The sequence below is a fragment of the Brachyspira sp. genome (genome assembly GCF_050873525.1).
Classification (GTDB): domain Bacteria; phylum Spirochaetota; class Brachyspiria; order Brachyspirales; family Brachyspiraceae; genus Brachyspira.
The window spans coordinates 1-5,381 of the sequence record NZ_JBNMIZ010000182.1 but is presented as its reverse complement, the minus strand read 5'-3'; the positions used below and the strand labels follow the sequence as shown (position 1 = coordinate 5,381).

General features: G+C 30.3%; 4 protein-coding genes. 1 reads left to right on the top strand and 3 read right to left on the bottom strand.

Going from position 1 to position 5,381, the window contains the following annotated elements:
* Nucleotides 1-173: 173 nt before the first annotated feature.
* Nucleotides 174-1,166, top strand: a complete 993-nt coding sequence (gene galE / locus ACR0QS_RS10605; protein WP_432633418.1) for a UDP-glucose 4-epimerase GalE — start codon at nt 174-176, stop codon at nt 1,164-1,166.
* Nucleotides 1,167-1,187: 21 nt separating this feature from the next.
* Here galE and ACR0QS_RS10600 read toward each other — a convergent pair whose 3' ends face one another.
* The 3 genes from ACR0QS_RS10600 to ACR0QS_RS10590 all read right to left on the bottom strand — a co-directional run.
* Entirely contained in the window at nt 1,188-2,573 is a 1,386-nt protein-coding gene (locus ACR0QS_RS10600) for a hypothetical protein (protein ID WP_432633417.1), read from the bottom strand.
* A 67-nt stretch (nt 2,574-2,640) separates the two neighbouring features.
* On the bottom strand, nt 2,641-4,494 hold the full coding sequence (locus ACR0QS_RS10595) for a motility associated factor glycosyltransferase family protein (protein WP_432633416.1): 1,854 nt from the start codon (nt 4,492-4,494) through the stop codon (nt 2,641-2,643).
* Nucleotides 4,491-5,381: polyprenyl synthetase family protein (locus ACR0QS_RS10590; protein WP_432633415.1), on the bottom strand; the 891-nt coding region annotated here is incomplete at its 5' end. The genes ACR0QS_RS10595 and ACR0QS_RS10590, both read right to left, overlap by 4 nt.

Below are 5,381 nucleotides of genomic sequence, written 5' to 3'. Positions count from 1 at the left end.
GTGTTGCGAACGGAGGACGCTGTTTTTTATTATTTTCAATATATACTAAAAATATATAATATAAACAAATAAAATTAAGAAGACTTATAAAAAATTTCGATATAAAATCATTTTGACATTTTTTACAATTTATTTATAATTTAATTTATATTATTAATTTTGGAGTATTAATCATGGCAGTTTTAATTTGCGGAGGAGCGGGTTATATAGGCTCGCATGTTTTTAATGAACTCTCAAAACAAAATATAGAAACGGTTATTATAGATTCGCTCGAATGCGGACATAAAGAAGCGATAAAAGAATGCAAGAATTTTTATCAGGGAAGCATTGGAGATGCGGACTTACTTCAGAGTATTTTCAAAAAACATGATATAGATTCCGTTATGCATCTATGCGCGTATATTGAGGTTGGAGAGAGTGTTATTAATCCAGCTAAATATTATACGAATAATCTTGTCAATTCTATTACTTTATTAAATTGTATGATTAAGGCAAATATTAAAAATTTTATTTTCTCCTCTACTGCGGCGGTTTACGGAGAGCCTGAAAAAATTCCGCTAAAAGAAGAATATAGAAAAGAGCCAACAAATCCATACGGAGACAGCAAATTAGCTTTGGAAAAAATACTAGCTTGGTATCGGAAAGCTTATGATTTTAATTATGTCGCTTTAAGATATTTTAACGCATCTGGCGCTCATCCAGACGGACATATCGGAGAAGACCATAATCCAGAAACTCATTTAATACCGCTTATACTTCAAGTGCCTTTGGGAAAAAGGGAAAATATAAAAGTATTCGGGGACGATTATAACACTCCAGACGGAACTTGTTTGAGAGATTATATTCATGTATGCGATTTGGCTTTAGCTCATGTAGACGCTATGAATTATCTTAAAAACGGAGGAAAAAGCGATTCTTTTAATCTGGGAAACGGAGACGGATTCAGCGTAAAAGAAGTTATAGAAGTGGCAAGAAAAGTGACGGGACATCCTATACCTGTGGAAATTTGCCCAAGAAGAGCGGGAGATTCTTCGGAACTTATAGCGAGCAGCACTTTAGCCCAAACGATGTTAGGATGGACTCCGAAAATAAACTCTTTGGAAACTATAATTGAAACAGCTTGGAATTGGCATAAAAATCATCCAAACGGCTATAACGATAAATAGGTTTAATTATTTTATTATTTATTAATTAGCGATACTGTCATAATAATTTACGATATACCAATATTGTCCCATTTGTCTTAAAATAAATACTCTTTTTATAACGGGGTCGTATATATTTCCGTTATTCATATTAAAGAATCTATGGAATAATCTCGTCTCAACTTCCGCCCTCGGCAAACCGTATTCTTCCGTTATCGTAATTTTATCTATTTTATAATCAAGTAAAGTATATACCGTTGCGGGGTCGTATTCCTGCTGAATCATATCCAAAATATTTCTATAATGATTTCTTCTTTGAACATCTTCCGTAGTCGCTATATCTCTTTGAAGTTCCGCTATGAATTGATTTCTAACCTGTCTGTCGTATGCCGAAGCCATATATTTTTTAAACTCTTCGAATAAAACTTTTCTATCTTCTGGCAAAGAAGTTCTATATAAAATATCGAATCTTATTGCAAGCTCTCTTATATTGCTCGATTTATAAGCGTCTTCCAAATTATTTAAAAAGTTATTTCCAAAATTCGTTCTTATCATTTCGGCGCTCACATTATCCGAAAATTGATTTCTTAAAAAAGCCTGAAAACTTAAATTTCCCGCTTTTTGACTCACTCCAAAATCGGTAAAATCTTCAAGATAAGTATTGCTGAAATTATTTCTGTAAGCCTCGCTGTATCTTTGGCTAATGCTGATAATAGAAGGCAAATGCATATAATTAAAATAATTGCTCCAGCTTTTATTCTTCATTGAAATCAAAGTATTTGAAACGACTTCCGAAGGATGATAAAAAGGCAAATTATTATTATTCGTATTAAAATTATTGGAATTATTAACCAAACGGATATTTTGCTCGTTATATTGTCTTGGAGAATCTACTAAAAAATATGAAGTATCCGCAACCATAGAAAAATTACCGCTTATATCGGGCATCGGATTAAAACTTCCTTCGATTCTATATCTTCCCGTTTTATCGAATTGAAACCAGTTATTTAAATCTATAAAATAAGAATAGCTTTCGCCTTCCGCAAGAGAGATTATTCTATTATTGCTTTCGGTATTTCTTTCGTTTTTATATTTCCAAAGAGTATAATTATCGGAGGATGTCACTTCGTTATTATAATTATCGTAAACTTTAAATCTATAATTATTGAAAGGATTAATCGAATTTGTAAAACTTACCGAGCCTTTTTTTGCGTATATTTTTATCTCCATCGTTATCGGTTCGTTTAATCTATATCTATTCAAATCAAAATGCATACTTATAACATAAGACGAAGGATTAACAACATCATCGTTTGGATATATTCTCTCTATTTGGTCGAGCATAATCGTATCCACAAAATTATCCTGAAAATTTCCTTGCGCAAATAAAATCGAAAAAGTCAATATAAAAAGTATTATATATTTCATGTCTCATTACCTTAAAATACTATTATAATAATTTATCGGAAAAACGGCTAAATAATATAATATAAAATTATTTCAATTCTTTATCTATTTTTATCAAAGCTCTTTTTATTATATAACGGTTAAAATCAACGCTTTCTTTCATAGCTTCGTAAAGTTTGTAGGAATTAACGATTGATTTATCATATTTTTCATCTTCAAAAATAAATCCTTCCGTTATCGCTTTAATGGTTTTTTGCATTGTTATTCCCAAAAATTCATTAACTTTGCTTATATTCAAAATTTTTATATCGTATTCGTTCAAATTTTCCAAAAGCTTATCGACTTTTCTATGTCTTTTCAAATCTTCGTTTATTTTGTCGCATAATCCTAAAGCGTTTATAACATAAGGTTTTATTTTCGATATTTCGCTTTCTATTTTTATTAAACCGTTTTTTATATTAGTTAGGATTTCATTTTTTCTTTCAATATTTCTGTCGTCTTTATCAATATTTATTTCAATATCGTCAAATTTTTTAATAAGCTCTTCCAATTTTATATTTTCCATTCCGTTTATTATTATTCCGCCTTCAGTCGCGTTATAGAATTTGATTTCATTATTTTTTTCGCATTGTTCTTCATACCAATTTTTATACATATCGAATCTTGAATCTGTCCAAACTTTTTCATTATAAATATTTTTTTCTTCTCTCAAATTTCCCGCAATTAAAACTTTGTATATTCTGCTGTCGTAAGAATCGAGTTTATATATTTCGGTAAAAAAGTTTTCTTCGTGATAACTTCCTTTTATGTGAGTTTGATAATTTGGAAAAGACAAATCGAGTCCAACCATTATAATCGGATTTGCTCCAATTCTTATTGCGAAATCGTAAGCGGCGGTGGATACGCTCCCGCCTGTCGTAATATCTCCTCTGTTTCCCAATTCTTCCATAAAATATTTTGCCAAAGGGAATATTGAACTTATAAAATAAATCGCTCCGTTAAAAGAATCTATTGCCTCTTTATCTACCGAAGACTCGGCTATTAAAACTGAGTCTTTAAAATCAACATTTCTAAAATATTTTGAATTTTTCTTTTGCGGGTCAATCGTTATGACAAAATGCGGAGATATATTATGAGAAAATAAAGGTTTCATCGCGGTATCAACGGCTATTATCAAAGCCTTATTTTTCATTTCTTTCAATTTTCTTATATTTTTTTCCAAAGAAGGTCCCGCCGAAACTATAACCGCTGGAATATTTTTATATTTATCGAAAAATCTATTAACTCCGTAATGAGTTGAAATTTTTGCGACATTTGACGCAATATTATAAGCCCATAATTTATCGAATCTTGAAATCGTATTTATATTAATTATTTTTTTATCGACTATTGACAAAACTTTTGATTGATAAAATAAAGCTTCTTCGCCAAATAAATTTGCGTAAGAACGAGTTATCAAGAATTTTACTTTTTTTGTATTTGTAAGTGAAATGAATTTTTCTATATCTTCTATATCGTCTTTGCCTATAAAAAATGTTATATTGTCTTCGAGTATTTTATCCAATTTGAAATTATCTATAAGCAAATTAAAAAATTTTATCGAAGGCTCTATAATCGCCATGCTCACATTTAATTTTTTCACGGCGTTAATCAAATAGCCCGCTCCGATTCCAAATATAAATATTAAATCTGTATCTTTTTCAATTTCTTTTATTAATGCGTTCGCTTCTTTTTCTGGTTCATAAGCGCTGTGAAGAAAAATTGATTTTCCGTCTTTAAAAACTTTAGCGGAATATTTTTTTGATTTCGTTTCGATTACTTCAAGCGAAATATCTAAATTATCGTTTTTATCTTTTAATAAATTCAAAAAATCAATCGGATAAGCTTTTATATTTTTTTTTATCGCCTCTAAATTCTTTATCCTAATTTCGTTATCATTCACGATTTTCTCTCTATTATATATTTGGCAAGTTCGACTAATAATAATTTTGCTTGATTATCTTTATAATTTTTCAAATAATCTATCGCTTTATCAATAGTTTCTTTAGCTTTTTCTTTAGCTCCTTCGATTCCAAATTGTTTGACATAAGTTAATTTTCCTTCTTTGGCGTCTTTTCCTACGGTTTTTCCCAATGTTTCGTTATCTGATATTACATCCAAAACATCGTCCCATATTTGAAAAGCAAGCCCAATCGCTTCTCCGTATTTGGTTATATTTTCAATGTCTATATTTTTTTTCTCGGATGATAACGCTCCGACTCTCGCCGCTCCTCTAATCATAGCGCCCGTTTTTTTTGCATGAAGAATTTTAAGAGTTTCAAAATCAATATTTTTTTCTTCGTAATATAAATCTATAAACTGCCCCATAACCATTCCTTGATATCCCGCCGCGTAGCTTATTTCAAAAAGCAGATTTCTTAAAGTTTCGTTCGACACTTCGGATTTTGAAAGTATTTGAAATGCATGAGTTAAGAGTCCGTCTCCAATAAGTATCGCGTTCGCCTCTCCAAATTTTACATGAGCGGTAGGTTTTCCTCTTCTCAAATTATCGTTATCCATTGAAGGCAAATCATCATGAACCAAAGAATAAGTATGAATTAATTCCAAAGAAATTGCGGGAATTATTGCCTTTTTGTAATCTCCTTCAAATAATTCGCAAACCAGACAAGTAAGAATAGGTCTTAATCTTTTGCCTCCAGCCTCGAGCGGATATTTGAGCGCTTCTATAAAAACATTTTCTATATAAATATCGCTTTTTTCAAAAATTTCATCTATATTTTTATTAATTTCTTTTAATCTTAAATCGATATATTCTTTTAGATTTAATTC

What these genes read in the sequence shown, in the direction of transcription:
- galE (WP_432633418.1), top strand. Translation starts at nt 174, where the DNA reads ATGGCAGTTTTAATTTGCGGAGGAGCGGGTTATATAGGCTCGCATGTT.
- ACR0QS_RS10600 (WP_432633417.1), bottom strand. Translation starts at nt 2,573, where the DNA reads ATGAAATATATAATACTTTTTATATTGACTTTTTCGATTTTATTTGCG.